This window comes from Escherichia sp. Marseille-Q3837 (genome assembly GCF_916618735.1).
Lineage (GTDB): Bacteria > Pseudomonadota > Gammaproteobacteria > Enterobacterales > Enterobacteriaceae > Escherichia > Escherichia ruysiae.
Map to the genome: position 1 here is coordinate 1 of NZ_CAKAKC010000002.1, position 19,556 is coordinate 19,556.

The window sequence follows — 19,556 nt, forward strand, 5'->3', positions numbered from 1 at the left end:
AACCAATCACGGCAAGCTCAGCGGCGAAATACTGTACCGGTTGGTGGGGCAAGGCAAGAAGCTGTTCCGCTGGCGGCTACCCGAAGGTAATCCCTATCTGAGGACGGAGACCAGAAACACGTATACATCGCGCTTTACAGAAGTGGCAATGGCGTTCGCCAGCATTTAAATGGAGAGCCGGATGCGCTGAAAGGTGCACGTCCGGTTCGGGGAGGAGAGGCAGGGAAATAGTCCGACTACGCCCTGCCTCTTACTCTACTCTGGACGGGTAAGCGCTGGGCGTACCTCGCCGTTGTTCTCGACCTGTTCGCAAGAAAACCAGTGGGCTGGGCCATGTCGTTCTCGCCGGACAGCAGGCTTACCATGAAAGCACTGGAAATGGCATGGGAAACCCGTGGTAAGCCCGTCGGGGTGATGTTCCACAGCGATCAAGGCAGTCATTATACGAGCAGGCAGTTCCGGCAGTTACTGTGGAGATACCGGATCAGGCAGAGTATGAGTCGGCGTGGAAACTGCTGGGATAACAGCCCAATGGAGCGCTTCTTCAGGAGTCTGAAGAACGAATGGGTGCCGGCGACGGGCTATGTAAGCCTCAGCGATGCAGCTCACGCAATAACGGACTATATCGTTGGATATTACAGCGCATTAAGACCGCACGAATATAATGGTGGGTTACCACCAAACGAATCGGAAAATCGATACTGGAAAAAACTCTAACTCGGTGGCCAGTTTTTGTTGACCACTTCAGAGGGAAACGTTCAAAAGCAACCGCCGGGAAAATGAAGGCTGAAGGGCAGAAAAAAGGTTATCCGGACATGAGTCTCGATAAAGCATGCGGTATTTATCACGGCATGCGAATTGAGCTTAAAGAACCAAATGGTAAAGCCCCGACGAAAGAGCAGATCGCCTGGATGCGCAGGCTTAGAGAGGAAGGTTACTACGTCGTTCTTGCGTATGGTGCAGAACAAGCGATAACCGCCATCCTGGAATACATAAGCCTTAAAAAGGGTGAGGCTATTGAGCATGTATTGAACGGCGACAAGTGGTTGTATGCTGCTTAAAATAATAAATTAATTAGTGCATATGTGCTCTTTGATATAGCGCACATTAACATCGGGAGAATAATCGTGTCATTCAAGGCTAATTATGAATCGCTGGCATCGATCATGCCGCGTAATGAACAGGAAGCAGATGCTGTAGTGGACCCGGTAATCGCTGAAATGAATGCTCGCCTGGAGGCTGAATTTGCAGCTGAGAATGAACATACCACCCAGGGCGACTAGGACTGTTTTTTTTGTCGGTAGCGGTCCGTCACTCACTCGTGAGGACTGTGCTGCTATAGAAAAAACTGGCTGTTCAATCATCGCGGTTAACAATTCCTGGCAGATGTTCGATGACATTTATGCCTTATACGCCGGTGATTTGTCATGGTGGAAGCAATACGGATCCACCATACCGGGAGGGAGATTCCGCAAAGTGACAGCCAACCTGGCGGCGGCGAAATCATTTTCGTTGGAGTACAGGCGATATTGTGGACCGGCGGAAGGGGTAAATAGCGGCGCGCAGGCTATCAGTCTGGCTGCTGAATCAGGGGCTGAAGTAGTGGTATTAGTCGGCTATGACTGTTCTCTGCAAAACGGCCTTCATTGGCATGGCGCGCACCCTCAAGCCCTACGGAATCCAACGCAGGTGTCTATTTCAAAATGGCAACAGCAGTTCCTGGATACCCGCAAAAAACACGCAGATTTACATATTTTGAATGCAAGTAGGAGCAGTGCAATTCAATGTTTCCCAAGAATAAATTTAGAGGCAGTGATCGCGTTATTATCGTCGGCAGTGGCCCAAGCGCCGCAAACTTTGTTGCGCCGCGCGGAGTGCCGATTATAGCGGTCAATGGGGCCATCGACTGGCTTAACCGCGCTTCTTATTTTTTCACCCTTGATCCATCGCCAGACAATATGCGGCGCGTTGGTCGTGGCCGCCGTCGCCGTGGTGTTTGTTATTGCATGGCACTACCCGATGTTAAAGAACGTGAAGTCAGAGATGGCGTTCTGTGCTTCCGTCGTGTGGCTGAGCGCGGCACGGAGCCAAAAAATACGAATTCTCCCGAGTGGTGGGCGTGGCGCTGGTCCGCACATTTCGGCCTTTGCGAAGATGAGAATGAAATTGCCAGCGGCAATAGTGCATATGGTGCTCTGAACCTGGCTTTCCATATCGGATTCAAACATGTCGCCCTGGTGGGCGTTGACGCTACACAAGAACCACGCGTTCACTCCGGCGGCACGCCAAAAAATCTAAGTCACCTGCCTTTGTTATTCCAGTCTGCGCGTGAACAGATTGACGTTGTTTCATGCGGGAAAATGGGAGGTATTCCGCAGATGACTCTTAAAGAATGGCTGAAGAATACATGATGGCACCCACAATTTATCACCGTATCGACGGTACCAAATACAGGAATGTCTGGGTTGTTGGTGATCTGCATGGTTGCTACACCAGACTGATGTCCGAACTCCATCGTGTGGATTTTGACCCGGCGCAGGATTTACTGATATCGGTCGGCGACCTTATCGATCGCGGTACTGAAAATGTCGAATGTCTGGAACTATTGCAGATGCCCTGGTTCAGGGCAGTGATGGGGAACCATGAGCGGCTGATGATTGATGCGTTAAGTCCAGATGGCAACGTGAATAACTGGCTAATGAATGGTGGACAATGGTTCTTCATGCTGGACACTGATCAGGAAATATTAGCCTGGGCGCTGGTGGAGCTGGTAAAGCGTCTGCCCTATATCATTGAGTTGAACACCGGGCAAGAAACTATCGTTATAGCCCATGCCGACTATCCGGATAATGAATACCAATTCGGTAAGGAGGTGCCGCTTTTCAACGTTGTCTGGGCGCGCGAGCGTATCAGTGATTCGATGGATGATATTGGTGGCGAAATTTCGGGCGCAGATCGTTTTATCTTTGGTCACACTCCGGTGAAAAGCCCGAAGACATTCTGGAATCAGCAGTATATCGACACTGGTGCCGTATTTTGCGGAAACCTGACATTGATGAAAGTGAAAGGTGATGGTGCAGCATGAAGATTGCTTTAGTTTTTCGCTCTGGTGGTGACTATAACGCTTCCGATGTGCAGTGGTTGGTTAATCAACTGCCAAAAGGCTATGAAATTATTTGCCTGACAGACCTGAAGCGTTTACATGTACCTGGCGTCAAAGTTGTCCCATTGATCAACCAGTGGCAAAAGTGCCGTGGCTGGTGGGCGAAAATAGAGTTGTTCCGACCGGATATAACAGATGATCTGTTCTATCTGGATTTGGACACAGTTATTGCCGGTGATATACGCCCAATCCTTGAGAATCCACCAACCAGCTTCACCATGCTTAGGGATTTTTACCATCCACATTATCGTGGTAGCAGTGCCCTGTGGATACCAAATAGTGTAAAAGCGCATATCTGGAGTTCATTCTGGCAAGATCCGGAAGGTTGGATTTCTCGTTGTGTCACTACTGAGTGCTGGGGTGATCAGGGGTTCTTACGGAAGGTTATGGGCGATGATACACCAGCATTTCAGGATCTGTATCCAGGATGGTTTGTAAGTTACAAGGCCGATGTTGTGGAACCTGGTTCAAAATATGCGAGCGCGCGTTACTCCAGGGGGAATGGGGCATTACCAAAGGACTGCCGAATAATCTTTTTCCACGGCAAACCGCGACCTCGCGAAGTGTCAGAGGATTGGCTTCCCCTTATTAGCTCGTTTTTTGAGCGATAAATCAGAATAATATTGCTCTAATAATTCCATATTTTTAAAACGTGATGTACACTCATCATGTTTTTTATTAGAGCAATCCAAAAGGTGCACTATGTGGCCATTCCGACGGAAATATCACTACTGGCTGATCGCCTTTGTTACGCCGACCGGCGGTATCAGGCATGTCATCACCAGGTATCGCAACAAGAGACTCACCTTAGCCAGAATTTTACAGGCTGCCATAGGTGAGGGACTGGATACAAATTGCGTAGTCCTTCCTCCTTCATACTTAGGAAAAATGACCGAAGCACAAGCTAATACGGAACTTTGAAATGAGCACTTCAGCACAAAACCAATCAATCGAAAATGTATCTATCCCGGATGTCCTGAATGCCGGTATCCCGGCCATTATCCAGAACATCCGGGCCGCGCAACGCCGCGTTAGTTGTGATGACCTCACAGCACGTTTTTTTGATAATGCGGTTCAGTCAGCGGAGATGCTTCACGCACAGCTTATTGATGTTTATAACGCAGAAGCTGATAGCCATAACTCCCTGGTAGATGCAGCTGAAAATATGCAGTTGGATCTCGGTCTGAAGGGTAAAGAAATTGAAGAGCTTCAGCTGCAAATTGAACATTTGAAACGCCAGCAACAGGACGCGATCGACGATGCGACGCATGACGCCAACCAGCGTGCTGATAATGCCGAACGTATAAGCATTGAGCTGGAAACAAAACTCAATGAAATGACCGCGATGGTTGAACTGCGGAACTCACAGATTTCAACGCTAAAATCTCAATATAAAGAGATCATGAAACTTGATCCTTTTAACCTTGAGAAACGCCATAACAAAGCCAAAAGTGAGCGACAGGAACTGCGTAAGCAGGTCGCTGACCTTAACCAACAGCTCAAAAAGGCTATTAAAGATGCAAGCGAGGCGCGCGTGGCATTTGCTAATAAAAAAGCAGAGGTTACCGAGCTGGTTAATGAAAATGCTAAATTTGCGACGCTCAAGAAGGAAATGTATGGCATTACTGAGCGACGTTTCCCTGCAAGCAAACTTCATCCGACGTTAGGGCAAATCTCCTTCTTCCCGCGCCTCCTGGCTTATGGGATCTCATCGCCTAAAGAGTTCAATAACGAGCGTCCTTATATCGTTTCTAAGCTGGACTTTGCTTATCAGTTCTGCTGCGACATGGGCTATGCCATTGATATCCGAATCAACGAATGGTTGATGCCAAACTTCCAGCCGTTGGCAATTTTCCGCGAGTTCCAGCCGGAAGGTTGGGTAGAGTTCTTCCATGAATTGATCTGTAAAGAGATGGAAAGCCGCCGCCCGGAACTGGTCCGTCGAGTTGAGTGGGCGCAAGAGGTTATGTTGGCAGATGCAGAGCTGCCGTTCGAACCGGAATTCATTGATGATCTGGCAACTAAAGGGCTGCATACCCTGTTTGATGTGGTTACCCGCCGTCATGAGCAGTTGGTTGTCGAATTGGGTTTAGAGGAAACAGCGGCAAGAAGACTTCTTGATGTTTGCTATGCACTTAGCGATGCATGGGAAAAAGAGAACGGCGGCACTATTTACGTCCGCTAATAGTTACAGTGTCACTTTTAATGCTGGTGGAGTGCGCCCACCAGCATTTTTTTCGTCCAATGAGGAGGGCATTTGAGTATTTTCAATAAACACGCACACCAGGAACGTCCGTATATCGTCATAGTCGATATTGATGGAACAATATCAGAGGCAACTGAAGACAGACTGCATTTGCTTCCGCCACCAGGTAAAGGTGCATTAACAAAGGACTGGAACGAGTTTAATCTCGCCTGTGACACCGATACTCCTATCACTCCAGTTATTGATATGGTGCGCCAGTTATTTAACGTTTACACGGTCTGGTTTGTAACCGGGCGCTGTGAGATCGCAAGGGATAAAACACGAGCCTGGCTGCGGAAGTACGTAACAAACGGGGCTGAGCCTTTGCTATCTATGCGTCCTGCCACCGATGACAGAAATGACGGCCCAGCAAAGATTGATCTCCTTAAGAAAATTGGTATAAGTAAAATCGCGTTCGCGCTGGAAGATAAGATTGAAGTGGCGCGTGTTTTCAGGAGGCACGGCGTGCTTACGTTAATGGTCAGGGAGTATGAAAATGCGCTTCTTCATCAGCAATAATTGCTCAAATAAATATTGATTTTTAAAACAGAGAAAGTGAAAATAAAAACATGCCGCAAGGCGCGGCATGTATCCAATCAATCACAGGAGCTGAAAATATGAGCACGGCATTCAAAATCATTATGGCCGCGATCTATTTCTGGCTGTTCTTTATCACTTTTGGCAGCATTGTCGCGCATAGGTAAGGGGAGTATATTAGCCATTTGGAACCCCACGGTCTCTTGCGGGTTTAATTAAGAACCCGCAAGAAAAACACGAATTGGGCTATATTTTTCCGCCTACGCCTTTAAACTTCTCAATAAACGAGACGATTTTCTGGAAAACTGCCTGTTTTTTCGTTTTATATTGCGGATTCAACGGACTAAGTTTTGGTAATGTTTCGTTTAATTCTGTGCCATTTTCGGTGGCATATTCGCGTTTTAAAGACGTGCGAATATAGCGTTTTGCTGCATCTTCATTGAGATTTTCTTCTTTTATCAATGCTTCTGCTTCACGTTGCTGTTCGCGTTGAGCAAACGTAAAGAATGCGTCAATGATGCTGGCTTTGTCCGGTAAATCATCCAGGTTCGTTTGCTGAATAAAATCGACCACCAGGCCCTCTTTAGCACGGTTCCCTAGGCTTGAACGAATTAAGCGTTTGACCTCTTCGATCATTTCGCCCTTGCCTTTATTTTGTCTGTTGTGTTCGAAAATCAGTCCAAGGATATAATCCAGGTTTATTTCCTGAGACTTCAGCAAATCGACCTCAAAAACTACGTCATCCCAGTCAGTGGTTGATTTCTCTTTTTTCTCAGCTTCTTTCTCACGGCGCTGCCAGTCGCGAATATCGTTATAGGCAGAACGATAATCCTGAATCTTGCGATCAGCAGGGAGACGAATTGTTTGCAATTCAGCGAACTTTTCATCATCCACATAATGTTCTGCTTTGAATTTTTCTACCGCAACAGGATCGCTAAGATCGATTTGTTGCAGGGCTTTTAGCGTGGCAAATTCATCATAGTTTTGCAGGATGTTCTCGGCACGCAGGTATTCGCCAAACAGTTTAACGAAGTCTTTCTTCTCTTTTTCACTTTCAATACTGGTAGGGTCAGGGAACCGTTGTTCCAGTTCTGAAACTACTGTCATGAAGCCGCGTTTAGCTTCACCAGTAGTAGCATCAGTAAAGCCTTCCATATACTCTGCATAACTCTTTTCTAACACCACATTTTTGGTATTTTTATCACCAAACAGCGTTATGGCATCAATAGTTGAGCGTTCCAGATCCCGGAAAGTGACGATATTACCGAAGGTTTTAGTTGCATCATAAATACGGTTGGTGCGGGAAAATGCCTGCATCAGGCCGTGAAAACGCAAGTTTTTATCGACGAATAGCGTGTTCAATGTTGGAGCATCGAAGCCGGTTAAAAACATCCCCACGACAATTAGCAGATCGATATCCTGATTTTTAACCCGCTGGGCTAAATCACGATAGTAGTTCTGAAAACCGTTACTGTCGGTGCTAAAGTTAGTTTTAAAATGGCTGTTATATTCACGAATTGCAGCGTCCAGAAACTCTTTAGCACTGCTGTCCATTGCGCTGGTATCAAAAGTTTCATCGGAAATTTCACCAATGGCATTTTGTTCTTCATTGGCGGCAAAGGAGAAGATTGTCGCAATACGCAGCGGTTTATAGGTAGCCGATTTATTAGCGGCTTCTTCTTGTAACCGTTTAAACGTCGCATAATAGGCTTTCGCGGCATCCACGCTGCTCACTGCCAACATAGCATTAAAACCTTTTGAGCCAGGGAAGGTACGGTGAGTTTTCTGGCGGAAATTATTCAGAATATATTGCGTGATTTCCTGAATACGCATGGGATGAAGAAACGCCTGCTGATTTTCAGCCGCACTTAGTTTTTTCTCGTCAGTTTCTGTCTCTAAAGACTTAAACTGTGGCCGCACATCGTTGTAGTCCACTTTGAATTTGAGCACTTTTTCGTCACGAATCGCATCGGTAATTACATACGAATGCAATTCACGACCAAATACGCTGGCGGTTGTTTCTGAGCCTAAGGCGTTTTCCGGGAAAATAGGGGTGCCGGTAAAACCAAACTGATAATAGCGTTTGAATTTCTTCTTCAGGTTTTTCTGCGCTTCTCCAAACTGGCTGCGGTGGCATTCATCAAATATAAACACCACTTGCTGATTATATACAGGCAGGTCGCTTTCTGCTTTCATCAGGTTATTGAGTTTCTGAATAGTAGTGACGATAATTTTGTTATCGTCCTTATCCAGATTTCGTTTAAGGCCTGCGGTATTTTCCGAGCCGTTGACGCTGTCTGGCGAAAAACGCTGATATTCCTTCATGGTCTGGTAATCGAGGTCTTTCCTGTCGACCACAAAGAAGACTTTATCAATAAAGTCCAGCTCTGTTGCCAGACGCGCGGCTTTAAAGCTGGTGAGGGTTTTACCAGAACCGGTAGTGTGCCAGATATACCCACCGCTTTCCGGTTTTGACCAGTTCTTCGCTGTAAAGGAACTCTTAATTTTCCACAGAATGCGCTCGGTGGCGGCAATCTGGTACGGTCGCATTACCAGTAGTGTCTGACTGCTGTCAAAAACGCTGTAGTTCACCAGAACATTCAGCAGAGTATGTTTCTGGAAAAAGGTAGCGGTAAAGTCTTTGAGGTCTTTAATCAGTGTATTGTCTGATTTAGCCCAGTTCATGGTGAAGTCAAAACTGTTTTTATCGCGCTTTGTGGTGTTGGCAAAATAACGGGTATCAGTGCCGTTGGAAATGACGAACAGCTGCAGATACTTAAACAGGGAATTTTCGCTGTTAAAACTCTCTTTACTGTAACGATGTATCTGGTTGAAAGCCTCACGAATCGCCACCCCGCGTTTTTTTAGTTCGATTTGCACCAGCGGTAAACCATTAACCAGGATCGTGACGTCATAACGGTTAGCATGAGAACCCGTCTGTTCAAACTGCTGGATAATCTGCACTTTGTTGCGCATGAGATTCTTTTTATCTATCAAATAGATGTTCTCAAGTCGCCCGTCGTCAAAAATAAAGTCGCAGATATAGTCGATATGGATTTTACGGGTCTTATCCAGAATGCCATCGCTCGGGTTGTCCAGATACTGCTCCGTGAAACGCCGCCATTCGCTGTCATTAAACACCACACCATTGAGGTTCTGAAGCTGTTGTCGAACATTGGCCAGCATCGCCGACTGTGATTTTACGGAAATAAATTCATAGCCCTGATTCCGCAGGTCCTGAATCAGTTCACGTTCCAGGTCCGATTCGCTCTGATAGCTGTCGCCTGTTTGCTCAGCTTTGATGTACTTATCAAGAACGATAAAGTTATTGGATTCAGCAATGGTGTGTGTTTGATGAGTCATAGCGCATCCTTTGTGCCGTCTGGCAAGGGCCGGAAGGGAGTTAAGGGTGACTTCCGGCGCGTAAAAAATAGTCTATATACAGACCGGATGTTAAGGTGGTCCGGCCGGTAGCAATGGTCAATTAATTACTGACAGTTTCAGGTTTCGGGAAATTGAACAGTAAATCACGGTAGTATTCGTATTGTTTCTGGCGCAACTCAATTTCACGCGGGAGACCTTCGGTGATGGAGTTAGTCAGTGTGTCGAATTTGTCGAGTATTTCGACAATTCGTTGTTGTTCATTGATGTTAGGGACCGGAATTTTAAATGAAAATAATTTTTTACTGTCAATAGAAGCTACGGACCCTCCTGTCTTTTTCGCTGCTCGCAGAATATCACTCCCCCTAGACCCAATCATATGATAAATATATTTAACCAAGATGTTTTCATGAGGAATGACTGCTTTCATATCTTGATTGAGCGTAGCAGGTACTTTTATTAATGCACTTGGTAATACTTTATCCAATATGCTTGAGCGAACAACGATTGCAATCGAGTTTGCTGGAATCAGTTTTGTTGACGATTGTAGAACAGCCTCCTCAGTTATATAGTCTTCCGAAGAGTCTACAAGTGTTCGGCCCATATCTTTCGGGGAAATCCATGGAATGCTTCCATTTTCCCAAAATTCAATTTTATTTTTTGATGGTGTCCCTCCCCCATACCATTTTCCGATCTCTCCTAAAGTCTTCCACTCAACCTCACCCTCTTTAAAACTCAACAACTGGTCGCGATAGTAGTTGTACTGTTTTTTACGCATGTTAAGCTCAGCGGTAAGCTCAGCGGTAAGCTCAGCGGTAAGTGCAGTAAATTTATCCAGAATCCGAACGATTTCAGACTGGATGGCAAGGGATTTTTCCGGGTTTTCTGGGCAGGGGATTGGTACAGGTATCTCAATTAATTGTCCTTTAGTTAATTTTGCCCTTCCTCCCCCGGTAAGGAAGGGGAGGAAATTAACGATGCATAAATAATGATATAGAAATCTAGAATGAATTCTTTCTTTTCCTCGTACGACATGAACATGGTTGTTTGCCCAGAATTTACCAGTTGCATATTGAATTGAATAATTTTCTAAACTAGCCGAGCCATCTTCTGCAATTAAGACATACTCACCATCGTGGGTATATCCATCCACATAGTCTTGAATGTTGTTAGCACCATAATAGGGCGTCTCGCCTGCAATGCGCAAAGAGGCTTTTACTGGCTTTCTTCCATTATTCGCTATTTCGAAGAGTGAAGTATCACCAAGATTTCTCCACTCAACTTCAACCCCATCCAGCAATTTTTCCAGATAACTCATCTCGCTCATTTCTGCACCTCGCAGCCTTCAATTTCAGCCACAATCGCATCAATATCTTTGCGCAACTGGTCGATTTTGCTGACCGTGATTTTCAGCTCTGCATTCAACTCAGCGATATCGATAATTTCGCGAGTATCTTTCGCTTCAACATAGCTGCTCACCGACAGGTTATAGTCATTAGCGACAACGGCTTCAAACGCGACAGATTTCGCCAGATGGGCAACATCTTCCTTGCTGGCAAATACCTGCATAATCTGTTCGATATGAGCATCGGTCAGAATGTTGTTGTTAGTCTCTTTTTTGAACAGTTCGCTGGCATCAATAAACTGAACTTTGGTATCCGTTTTATGTTTAGACAGCACCAGAATATTTACGGCAATGGTGGTGCCAAAGAACAGGTTCGGTGCCAGTGAAATCACGGTTTCGACATAGTTATTATCGACCAGATACTGACGGATTTTCTGCTCCGCGCCGCCACGGTAAAAAATACCCGGGAAGCAGACAATCGCGGCGCGACCTTTGGCCGAAAGATAGTTCAGCGCATGTAATACAAACGCGAAGTCAGCTTTTGATTTGGGGGCCAGAACGCCAGCCGGGGCAAAACGTTCATCGTTAATCAGCGTCGGGTCATCGCTGCCAATCCATTTCACCGAATACGGCGGGTTAGAAACGATGGCATCAAACGGTTTTTCATCTCTGAAGTGCGGCTCAGTCAGCGTATTGCCCAGCTTGATATCAAACTTGTCGTAGTTGATATTGTGCAAAAACATGTTCATACGCGCCAGGTTATAGGTCGTATGGTTGATTTCCTGACCGAAAAAGCCTTCTTCGATGATATGGTTATCAAACTGTTTTTTCGCCTGCAACAACAGTGAGCCGGAACCCGCTGCCGGGTCGTAGATTTTGTTAACGCTGGTCTGCCCGTGCATAGCCAGTTGTGCAATCAGCCTGGAGACGTGCTGCGGTGTAAAGAACTCACCGCCTGACTTACCGGCATTTGCCGCATAGTTAGAAATCAGGAACTCATAGGCATCACCGAACAGGTCAATCTGATGTTCGTTGAAGTCACCAAGTTTTAACCCTTCAACCCCTTTCAGAACCGCAGCCAGGCGGGCATTTTTATCTTTAACGGTGTTACCCAGGCGGTTACTGGTGGTATCGAAATCAGCAAACAAACCTTTGATGTCAGCTTCTGAAGGATAACCGTAAGCAGAACTTTCGATAGCAACGAAGATACTGTTTAAATCTGCATTCAATCTGTCATTGGTATTTGCTTTCGCCGCTACGTTGCAGAAAAGCTGACTGGGGTAGATGAAGTAGCCTTTAGTTTTGATGGCATCGTCTTTAATGTCATCAGTAATTACGCTGTCATCCAGTTTCGCATAACAGATACTGTCATCACCGGCTTCAATATAACTGGAAAAATTTTCGCTGATAAAACGGTAGAAAAGTGCGCCCAGAACGTATTGCTTAAAATCCCATCCATCGACCGAACCCCTGACATCGTTAGCAATTTGCCAGATTTGACGATGAAGCTCTGCACGTTGTTGAATACTTGTCATTTTCATCCACTTATTTCAGGCTTATGTAATTGGCGGTGATTCTACAGCAACTTGGATGCTTTAGCAGTTCGGACATTAGGCTACGAATGACCTGCCTAGAGGTTTGTTAAGCCGCAAAGTGCTGGTGCTTTATGCCTGTGAAGTTTATAATTGTGTACACATAACGAGTACACGAGGTGTTTATGCAATCCATTAACTTCCGTACCGCGCGCGGCAACCTTTCTGAAGTGCTCAACAATGTTGAAGCCGGGGAAGAGGTTGAAATCACCCGCAGAGGCCGTGAGCCAGCAGTAATTGTCAGCAAGGCTACTTTCGAAGCCTACAAAAAAGCGGCGCTGGATGCTGAATTTGCATCCCTGTTTGACACCCTGGACTCCACCAACAAGGAACTGGTTAACCGATAATGAGGCATATATCACCGGAAGAACTTATAGCGCTTCATGATGCGAATATAAGCCGCTACGGCGGCCTGCCTGGCATGTCAGATCCGGGCAGGGCAGAGGCCATTATCGGGAGAGTCCAGGCCAGAGTTGTGTACGAAGAGATCACCGACCTTTTCGAAGTCTCCGCCACCTACCTGGTGGCTACAGCGAGAGGGCATATATTCAATGATGCCAATAAGCGTACCGCGCTAAACAGTGCGCTGCTATTTCTACGCCGTAACGGGGTGCAGGTATTTGATTCACCTGAACTGGCAGACCTTACCGTAGGGACTGCGACTGGCGAGATATCTGTATCTACTGTCGCCGCCACGTTACGTAGATTGTATGGTTCTGCGGAGTAGATTAATGGCACGCAAATGCAACAAATTGTCCCATAAAGCGTTAAAGATGCTTCTTGATGGTGTGAGTCGCCGCGAGGTAAAGCAATACCTGGTTGGTAAGCAAATTGGTGCCAGGACCGCTATTGCTGTGTTATGCCGTCAGGAAATGGTTGTGCTTAAACAGAGAATGCCGGGCAGCAGATAAAGCCCAATCAGTGATGAAAGGTGTGATGTGAAAGCCATTATTACTCCCCTTGTACAAAAAGAGCTTGGCGTCGCCACATTCAAAGTGGATCAGGAAGTCAGAAAGCTGGTGGAGGCTGGCCGTAAATTCGGTGCCGCGTGAGTTAATCGAGCACATGGACGACGGCCTCGTTGTTTCCGAGCAAACTATGGCAACAAATGAGGCGTTGCAGCCGTTTTTTAACAGCGATGAACTGTTTCGCCGTATTGGTGGAATTGACGCGCTGGTGGCGTGGTTGCGTAGGAAAGAGGGTCAATGCCAGGCCGCAGATCGTAGTTGGTGTGACAACCATATTGTCCACGCTAAACGAGACAATAGCGCGGTGTTGTTGTGCTGGCATCACGATAACCATTACCGGATGCGTGGTTTTAATGAGCTGAAAGAAACGCTGCACAATAATCGCGTTAACTGGATACTGGATGTCGCCCGTCAGGAAATGGGCCTTTCAAATAGCCATGATTTAAGTATTCAGGAGCTGTGCTGGTGGGCTTTCATGCGCAACATGATGCACCTGATGCCGGAAGAAGTCTGCCGTATATCAATAAATAAGATTAAGGCTGCAACGCAGGATAGCGGACCTCTGAAAGAGGCGGATATTCGCCCGTATGACGATCGCGCTACAGCATATGTCCAGATGATGGAAGAACGCGCCGCGCCGATGCGTGCAAAAGTATGCCCTGTGGATGTTGACTCCGACCCTGGCATGGCGCATTTCAAAATACCAAAACTGCAATCGCTAAAATTACCTGAGTACATGGACTTTGTTGCTTCCCGTCCATGCTGTGGGTGTGGAGCGGCGGGAGCTGGCGCTCACATTACGCCTTATATCGTTCCTCATAGTCGATTATGCGCGCATGACATTTACGCAATTCCTCTGTGCCAGTCATGCCAGCGTGATATTGAGCGTGACCGCGATAATTGGGAGAAGACGCACGGTAGGCTGGCGATGCATCAACGATTGTTCTTTGATTACGCGCTTGGAGTCGGCGCTATCACAAGTCACTCGTCGAGCGTTAGATAAAATTGCTCTAATGTATTGCTATTTCTTTAATTGAGGGTATTATATTCCACGTTGATTAGTTGACATGGGCTAATCAGTAGGTGACAGGATGTTACTTAACTGGCAGGGACGCCACTTCATGGAAATAAATCACTCACGAATAACATCGTACGAGACCTTTTGCGCCGGTAGTCTCAACCCAGTCAGTGCTACCGCCATTGAGATTGAGACCTCACGCGGTAGCTCCTTAAATTAGCAAAAGGAGGCTGCCATTGTGGCTACTATCCCTACCCCTGCTCATCCTGAATTTATCTGGCGCTTTTACTCCTGCCAAAAACGTCACTATCACTTCGTTATTGCACCGACAGAAGATGAGGCACGTTCTCAGCTTCCGGATGCTCCCTGTATTTTCTCTGCCCGCTTTTCTACCGATTCGCGCAATTCTCTCAGTTACTGGTGCCTCCCTGTTAACGCTTCTGCTCAGGAGGGACTATGAGAACGTCATTAGTCACCCGTGAAGAGATGATCGAGGCAATTGAACAGCACACTGCCTGTATCAGTACCAGGGATATACCGGGCGTTATTGCCAACTACTTCATGATCACCAAACAACTTTACCGGAGAAAGGACAAACACGCGGTTCACCGCATTCTGCTAACCGATATCCGTGAATACCTGCTCGAACAGGGTCATCTGAATTACGCAACCGTCGCAGCCGAAGCACGCAAGGAGGCACACAGAATGAAAGCAACTAACGTTAAATCAGAAAAAATTTATGCACCTTCAGTTCAGGAATCGGAGCTGGTGGTTGTTCAGAATCAGCCGGATGAAATTCCCGTTCTGGAATGGCAGGGAGTGCGTGTAGTGACAACCGAGACTCTTGCTAGAGGGTATGGGACAGAAACAATCCGTATTCGCCAAAATCATCATGAGAACAAAGTACGCTTTGTTGAAGGGAAGCACTTTTTCAAAGTTGAAGGAGAATCATTGCGCGAGTTGAAGCACAGAGTAGCTTTAAACTACTCTGTAAAAATTGCTCGCAATGTTCGCTCACTCACCCTCTGGACAGAACGCGGCGCAGCCCGCCACGCTAAAATGCTCGAAACCGATTAGGCATGGGCATTCTTTGAAAAACTGGAAGACAGCTACTTCCGACAAAAAGAACAGCAACCGATCGCAATCCCCCAGACGCTTCCTGAAGCCCTACGCCTGGCTGCCGAACTGGCTGAACAAAAGCAACTTCTGGAACAGAAAGCCCACCAGCTAAATCAGCAGCTGGTGGCCGCCGCTCCTAAAGTCGATTTTGCCGACCGGGTATCAGTAGCTAAAGGGATCCTGATTGGGAATTTTGCAAAGGTCGTTGGACTTAAACAAAATGCGCTGTTTGCCTGGTTACGGGAGAACGGCATTCTGATAGCGTCCGGAGGCCGTAAAAATGTACCGTTCCAGCAGTACATCAACGCGGGGTATTTCACGGTGAAAGAAGTGGTGCAGGATGATGAAGATGGCTACCAGATACGGTTGACGCCTCAATTAACGGGTAAAGGCCAGCAGTGGTTGACGCGTAAACTGCTCGATGCTGGCTTGTTAAAACCGGTGGCGGCTGAATAATGGAAGAATGCCCGGTTGATGCCGGGCATAATTTATTGCGCGCTTTCGGGGTTGTCGTTTACTGGCTGCCCCTTCTTGGTTTTACGGCTGCGCGTAACTGATGCGGCTGACTTAACCTTTTTCTCTTCGCGAGTGATGGCAATTTGTTTTTTTACATTTTCAATATCTGCCAGGCGATATATTTTTGCTTGCGGCCAGCGGTCGCAGATGATCGGTTCTATGGAGTCATAAAGGCTAAATTTTGCTTTTTCGAATTCACCGTTGATGATAATTCCATCACGGAGAGTTTCATCGCAGATAAACACGCCACACAGTGGCACATGGTAACTCACTGATTTACCATCATTGTAGTTAGGGCTACTGGAAATGTAGTGGACGCGCAGCATTGTTTCGCTAAAGCCGTGTACGCGCATACGGAATTTTTCATCCTCTGGGTACTGCTTCATTAGCTCTTTTGTTGCTTCCAGGTTCTCTATGTATTTCGCACTGTGCTCATTGATCCCCGCGCTTTTTTGGATGCGAATGTCCTTATCAATCAGATGAATAATGCGGCCAGCGGTCATGTTGACGCTGTTCACAGCTTCTGTCTGATAAGTCGTAACCTTACGCACACCGCGAAGGATGTTAGGCACAGGATATAAAATAGTCTTTGGGATATTGAGGTCTGGGTACTGTTCCAGTTCCCGCGCCATTAAAGTCCATTTATCAATTTCAGCCTGAATGCTGTCTGTTTCTTTGAACGGTAGAACGACAACCGGGCGTACAGGACGACCGTCGCTGGCGGCATCAACGTGTTGGGCGCGTGCAACAGCTTTTTTTAGAAAGAGATCCCTGAAGCTGACGAACTCCTGGTACAGTTGTTCGCCGTAGACATAATTTATCATTGATCCTCCTCCAGAATTGACATGGTCAATAACGCCCGGCTGAGAAAACCGGTCATTACTGACCTATATTATAGAGGGATCAAACAAAAATAATAGATTTATTAGTGCATTTATTGTGAGTATAACTGGTTAGTTGCCATGAGATATTCGATTGTGTCAGTGAGGTCATCCAGGTCGTCTTGGGTGATGCGGTACTCCTGATTGGATATCTTTGAGTAGTGTTCAGCAATGGCGCGGGCAGCGTCGGTTTCGGCAGGGTCTACAGATAAAGCGTTAGAGCAATGTCTAACGTCGTCGATGGTTGGTTGAATGAAAGCCATAATTATGCCTCACTGTATTGACAACACAGAGCCTGAAGCTCTGACCTACTGTTTCACCCATGATCCATGCTGGGGTAATCTAACAACATTGCGCTGTGTGTAAGATGAGCAATGCATAGCTGTAATGCCGTTGTATAAGGTTTCCCTGTTTGCTCATTTCCTTCTGAGCCGCTCTACAACGCTGAAGACACATTAAATAGTGAATCCAAAGTCGTATTACGTAACGGCGGCAAAACTATAATTTATTAGAGCAATTGTCAAACAACTATGAAAAACAATCCAGTTTTTAGCTGGTGGGGTGGGATTTTTCTCTCAAAATTTATTGCTCTAATAATTCTTGATTTTTGTGCGCCGCTGGACGTAAACTCCTCTTCGGACCTGATAACTTCGTATAGCATACATTATACGAAGTTATATTAAGGGTTATTGAATATGATCAATTTACCTGTAAATCCATACAGTTCAATACCTTGGCAGGTCAAATAGTGATCACTTGATCATTTGATCAAGGTTGCGCTACGTAAAATCTGTGAAAAATTGGCGGTGTTAGTCCTACAGATTTCGCGTAGCGCACTTAGCACCACCAATCAATCAGAGGTGAAAAATGGGATATTCAACTGCTAAAGTGTCCACTCATCTTGAGCTTGAGAAAAACCGTGGTTACTGGCGGGCAAAAGGGTTTGATCGTGATAGTTGCCAACTGTCATTATCGCGCGGTGAAGAAAAAATAGAACGCACGCGCGGTCGCTGGCGTTTCTATGACGAGAACCATAAACAGGTAAAGGCAGAGCCGATCCTGTACACTTTACTTAAAACCATTATCTGAGTGTTAAATGTCCAATTTACTGACCGTACACCAAAATTTGCCTGCATTACCGGTCGATGCAACGAGTGATGAGGTTCGCAAGAATCTGATGGACATGTTCAGGGATCGCCAGGCGTTTTCTGAGCATACTTGGAAAATGCTTCTGTCCGTTTGCCGGTCGTGGGCGGCATGGTGCAAGTTGAATAACCGGAAGTGGTTTCCCGCAGAACCTGAAGATGTTCGCGATTATCTTCTATATCTTCAGGCGCGCGGTCTGGCAGTGAAAACTATCCAGCAACATTTGGGCCAGCTAAATATGCTTCATCGTCGGTCCGGGCTGCCACGACCAAGTGACAGCAATGCTGTTTCACTGGTCATGCGACGGATCCGAAAAGAAAACGTTGATGCCGGTGAGCGTGCAAAACAGGCGCTGGCGTTCGAACGCACTGATTTCGACCAGGTTCGTTCACTCATGGAAAATAGCGATCGCTGCCAGGATATACGTAATCTGGCATTTCTGGGGATTGCTTATAACACCCTGTTACGTATAGCCGAAATTTCTAGGATCAGAGTTAAAGATATCTCACGTACTGACGGTGGGAGAATGTTAATCCATATTGGCAGAACGAAAACGCTGGTTAGCACCGCTGGTGTAGAGAAGGCACTTAGTCTGGGGGTAACTAAACTGGTTGAGCGATGGATTTCTGTCTCTGGTGTGGCTGATGATCCGAATAACTACTTGTTTTGCCGTGTCAGAAAAAATGGTGTTGCCGCGCCATCTGCCACCAGCCAGCTATCAACTCGCGCCCTGGAAGGGATTTTTGAAGCAACTCACCGATTGATTTACGGGGCTAAGGATGACTCTGGCCAGAGGTACCTGGCCTGGTCTGGACACAGTGCCCGTGTCGGAGCCGCGCGAGATATGGCCCGCGCCGGAGTTTCAATACCGGAGATCATGCAAGCTGGTGGCTGGACCAACGTAAATATTGTCATGAACTATATCCGTAACCTGGATAGTGAAACAGGGGCAATGGTGCGCCTGCTGGAAGATGGCGATTAGCCATTAACGCGTAAATGATTGTTCTAATTCTTTGATATTTATGGTGACATATGAGAAAGGATTTCAACATCGACGGAAAATATGTAGTGCTGTCTGTAAGCACTAATATTCAGTCGCCAGCCGTCATTGTCACTGTAAAGCTGAGCGATAGAATGCCTGATATTGACTCAATATCCGTTGCGTTCCCTGTCAAAAGTATGCGTGGTGCTGAACATTTCGTGATGAATGCCACCGAGGAAGAAGCACGGCGCGGTTTTGCTAAAGTAGTGTCTGACTTTGGCGAACTCTTGGATAAGGTTAACAATGTCCTTTCAATCAGTTCAGCAAGATCCAAAGCGTTAACAGCTTCCATGATGAAATAAAAAAAGCCTGGCAAGGAACCAGGCTGCACAAAAGAGCGGGTTTGTGTTCCGCATCCAATCAATCAGAAAGGAGTATAGCACATAGATACTAAAGTGAAAAAATGTGACTGAAGATAAACAATATAACATTGCTCTAATTGATTGTTATAATTGAGCCGTGGCGTTAGTCAACTACGAAGACGTGGCCATTACCTACTTAACCAGTTCCGCCAGGGCAGCAGAGTAGGTTTCATCTCGGATGTACCATGCCTGCATGTTTTCCAGAGAAGCCCGCGAGGTTCCCGGACAGGACTCTGCCATT

General features: G+C 46.5%; 19 protein-coding genes and 5 pseudogenes. 18 read left to right on the plus strand and 6 right to left on the minus strand.

The window, feature by feature from the left end; translation table 11 throughout:
• The 9 genes and pseudogenes from LG381_RS21885 to LG381_RS21925 all read left to right on the plus strand — a co-directional run.
• Positions 1-169 (plus strand): annotated as a pseudogene (locus LG381_RS21885) (group II intron reverse transcriptase/maturase); the annotation flags it as partial.
• 80 nt (positions 170-249) lie between these two features.
• Positions 250-739, plus strand: a pseudogene (locus LG381_RS21890) (IS3 family transposase); the annotation flags it as partial.
• Between the two features lie 10 nt (positions 740-749).
• Positions 750-1,061: pseudogene (locus LG381_RS21895) on the plus strand (VRR-NUC domain-containing protein); the annotation flags it as partial.
• A gap of 66 nt (positions 1,062-1,127) precedes the next feature.
• The gene (locus LG381_RS21900) at positions 1,128-1,283 is read left to right on the plus strand and encodes a hypothetical protein (protein ID WP_001567997.1); all 156 of its coding nucleotides are present in this window, start codon (positions 1,128-1,130) and stop codon (positions 1,281-1,283) included.
• A gap of 501 nt (positions 1,284-1,784) precedes the next feature.
• A complete protein-coding gene (locus LG381_RS21905) occupies positions 1,785-2,411 on the plus strand; it encodes a hypothetical protein (protein WP_000484116.1) in 627 nt (208 codons plus the stop codon).
• Complete coding sequence (locus LG381_RS21910; protein ID WP_001354545.1) at positions 2,408-3,085, plus strand: metallophosphoesterase; 678 nt, start codon at positions 2,408-2,410, stop codon at positions 3,083-3,085. Before LG381_RS21905 ends, LG381_RS21910 begins: the two co-directional genes overlap by 4 nt.
• A complete protein-coding gene (locus LG381_RS21915; RefSeq protein ID WP_171960600.1) occupies positions 3,082-3,774 on the plus strand; it encodes a hypothetical protein in 693 nt (230 codons plus the stop codon). Before LG381_RS21910 ends, LG381_RS21915 begins: the two co-directional genes overlap by 4 nt.
• A 311-nt stretch (positions 3,775-4,085) precedes the next feature.
• Positions 4,086-5,348 (plus strand): hypothetical protein, encoded by a 1,263-nt coding sequence (locus LG381_RS21920; RefSeq protein WP_113417600.1) that lies wholly within the window; start codon positions 4,086-4,088, stop codon positions 5,346-5,348.
• A gap of 72 nt (positions 5,349-5,420) precedes the next feature.
• Positions 5,421-5,927: a 3'-phosphatase 5'-polynucleotide kinase phage-associated protein gene (locus LG381_RS21925; protein WP_032214395.1), complete on the plus strand. Its 507-nt coding sequence runs from the start codon at positions 5,421-5,423 to the stop codon at positions 5,925-5,927.
• A 264-nt stretch (positions 5,928-6,191) separates the two neighbouring features.
• Here the strand turns inward: LG381_RS21925 and LG381_RS21930 are convergent, their stop codons facing one another.
• The 3 genes from LG381_RS21930 to LG381_RS21940 form a co-directional block, all read right to left on the minus strand.
• Positions 6,192-9,308 carry an HsdR family type I site-specific deoxyribonuclease gene (locus LG381_RS21930; RefSeq protein WP_171960601.1) on the minus strand — a complete coding sequence of 1,039 codons (3,117 nt, stop codon included), beginning with the start codon at positions 9,306-9,308 and terminating at the stop codon, positions 6,192-6,194.
• 121 nt (positions 9,309-9,429) lie between these two features.
• Positions 9,430-10,653: a restriction endonuclease subunit S gene (locus LG381_RS21935; protein WP_225763007.1), complete on the minus strand. Its 1,224-nt coding sequence runs from the start codon at positions 10,651-10,653 to the stop codon at positions 9,430-9,432.
• A complete protein-coding gene (locus tag LG381_RS21940; RefSeq protein WP_112045387.1) occupies positions 10,650-12,206 on the minus strand; it encodes a type I restriction-modification system subunit M in 1,557 nt (518 codons plus the stop codon). The genes LG381_RS21935 and LG381_RS21940 overlap by 4 nt, the downstream gene beginning before the upstream one ends.
• A gap of 182 nt (positions 12,207-12,388) precedes the next feature.
• Here LG381_RS21940 and LG381_RS21945 point away from each other — a divergent pair, with 182 nt between their 5' ends.
• The 6 genes and pseudogenes from LG381_RS21945 to LG381_RS21970 all read left to right on the plus strand — a co-directional run bounded on the left by LG381_RS21945 (position 12,389) and on the right by LG381_RS21970 (position 15,824).
• Positions 12,389-12,610: a type II toxin-antitoxin system Phd/YefM family antitoxin gene (locus LG381_RS21945; RefSeq protein ID WP_001190712.1), complete on the plus strand. Its 222-nt coding sequence runs from the start codon at positions 12,389-12,391 to the stop codon at positions 12,608-12,610.
• Entirely contained in the window at positions 12,610-12,990 is a 381-nt protein-coding gene (locus LG381_RS21950; protein ID WP_063501799.1) for a type II toxin-antitoxin system death-on-curing family toxin, read from the plus strand. Before LG381_RS21945 ends, LG381_RS21950 begins: the two co-directional genes overlap by 1 nt.
• Before the next feature lie 4 nt (positions 12,991-12,994).
• Positions 12,995-13,174, plus strand: a complete 180-nt coding sequence (locus LG381_RS21955; protein WP_001411052.1) for a hypothetical protein — start codon at positions 12,995-12,997, stop codon at positions 13,172-13,174.
• Between the two features lie 27 nt (positions 13,175-13,201).
• A pseudogene (locus LG381_RS21960) lies at positions 13,202-14,234 on the plus strand (DUF968 domain-containing protein).
• Positions 14,235-14,487: 253 nt separating this feature from the next.
• Complete coding sequence (locus LG381_RS21965; protein ID WP_001361625.1) at positions 14,488-14,709, plus strand: host cell division inhibitor Icd-like protein; 222 nt, start codon at positions 14,488-14,490, stop codon at positions 14,707-14,709.
• Positions 14,706-15,824 (plus strand): annotated as a pseudogene (locus LG381_RS21970) (phage antirepressor KilAC domain-containing protein). Before LG381_RS21965 ends, LG381_RS21970 begins: the two are co-directional and overlap by 4 nt.
• Before the next feature lie 32 nt (positions 15,825-15,856).
• Here LG381_RS21970 and LG381_RS21975 read toward each other — a convergent pair.
• On the minus strand, positions 15,857-16,708 hold the full coding sequence (locus LG381_RS21975; RefSeq protein WP_000611656.1) for a phage repressor protein C1: 852 nt from the start codon (positions 16,706-16,708) through the stop codon (positions 15,857-15,859).
• 110 nt (positions 16,709-16,818) lie between these two features.
• Positions 16,819-17,028, minus strand: coding sequence for a hypothetical protein (locus tag LG381_RS21980; RefSeq protein ID WP_063501801.1), 210 nt, complete (start codon positions 17,026-17,028; stop codon positions 16,819-16,821).
• Between the two features lie 604 nt (positions 17,029-17,632).
• Here LG381_RS21980 and LG381_RS21985 point away from each other — a divergent pair.
• The 3 genes from LG381_RS21985 to LG381_RS21995 are packed head-to-tail and all read left to right on the plus strand — an operon-like array spanning position 17,633 to position 19,255.
• Complete coding sequence (locus tag LG381_RS21985; protein ID WP_000542385.1) at positions 17,633-17,854, plus strand: hypothetical protein; 222 nt, start codon at positions 17,633-17,635, stop codon at positions 17,852-17,854.
• Positions 17,855-17,861: 7 nt separating this feature from the next.
• A complete protein-coding gene (locus LG381_RS21990) occupies positions 17,862-18,893 on the plus strand; it encodes a site-specific integrase (protein WP_000067534.1) in 1,032 nt (343 codons plus the stop codon).
• Between the two features lie 50 nt (positions 18,894-18,943).
• On the plus strand, positions 18,944-19,255 hold the full coding sequence (locus tag LG381_RS21995) for a hypothetical protein (protein ID WP_016246567.1): 312 nt from the start codon (positions 18,944-18,946) through the stop codon (positions 19,253-19,255).
• 192 nt (positions 19,256-19,447) lie between these two features.
• Here the strand turns inward: LG381_RS21995 and LG381_RS22465 are convergent, their stop codons facing one another.
• On the minus strand, positions 19,448-19,555 hold the full coding sequence (locus tag LG381_RS22465; RefSeq protein ID WP_071595431.1) for a Tn3 family transposase: 108 nt from the start codon (positions 19,553-19,555) through the stop codon (positions 19,448-19,450).
• Position 19,556 lies beyond the last annotated feature (1 nt).